Origin of the sequence: Stenotrophomonas maltophilia (assembly GCF_013464915.1) — a bacterium.
Taxonomy (GTDB): Bacteria; Pseudomonadota; Gammaproteobacteria; order Xanthomonadales; family Xanthomonadaceae; genus Stenotrophomonas; species Stenotrophomonas maltophilia_AT.
The window spans coordinates 1-386 of record NZ_RAVT01000108.1 but is presented as its reverse complement, the minus strand read 5'-3'; the positions used below and the strand labels follow the sequence as shown (position 1 = coordinate 386).

1 pseudogene is annotated in these 386 nt (G+C 66.3%); it reads right to left on the bottom strand.

The annotated features are described in order from the left end of the window. Positions 1-176, bottom strand: a pseudogene (locus D7T59_RS21150) (EAL domain-containing protein); the annotation flags it as partial. Positions 177-386 lie beyond the last annotated feature (210 nt).

Genomic DNA, 386 nt, shown 5'->3' with positions numbered 1-386 from the left:
CGATCCTCTCCACCATCGGCTGGTTCCACCGKCGCCGGCCCGGCATTGCTGCGCCGCTGTTCCTCGTAGGTDCGGAATGCCTGGTGGATGTGCTTGCGCAGCTCWTCGTCGTTCCAGGGCTCGGTCAGGAAGCGGTAGATCGCACCACGGTTGATCGCGTCGGTCACCGTGTTCAGAGTGCTGCCGGTGAAGCAGCCGCGCTGACCGCCTGTGGTAGTGCCGGCCGCTGGCCGGCAACCTCATTGAACCCGACATTCAGAGCAGCCGGCCAGCGGCCGGCTCTACCAGAGGGGATCGTTACCGCAACGGTGGACGATCCTCTCCACCATCGGCTGGTTCCACCGGCGCCGGCCCGGCATTGCTGCGCCGCTGTTCCTCGTAGGTAC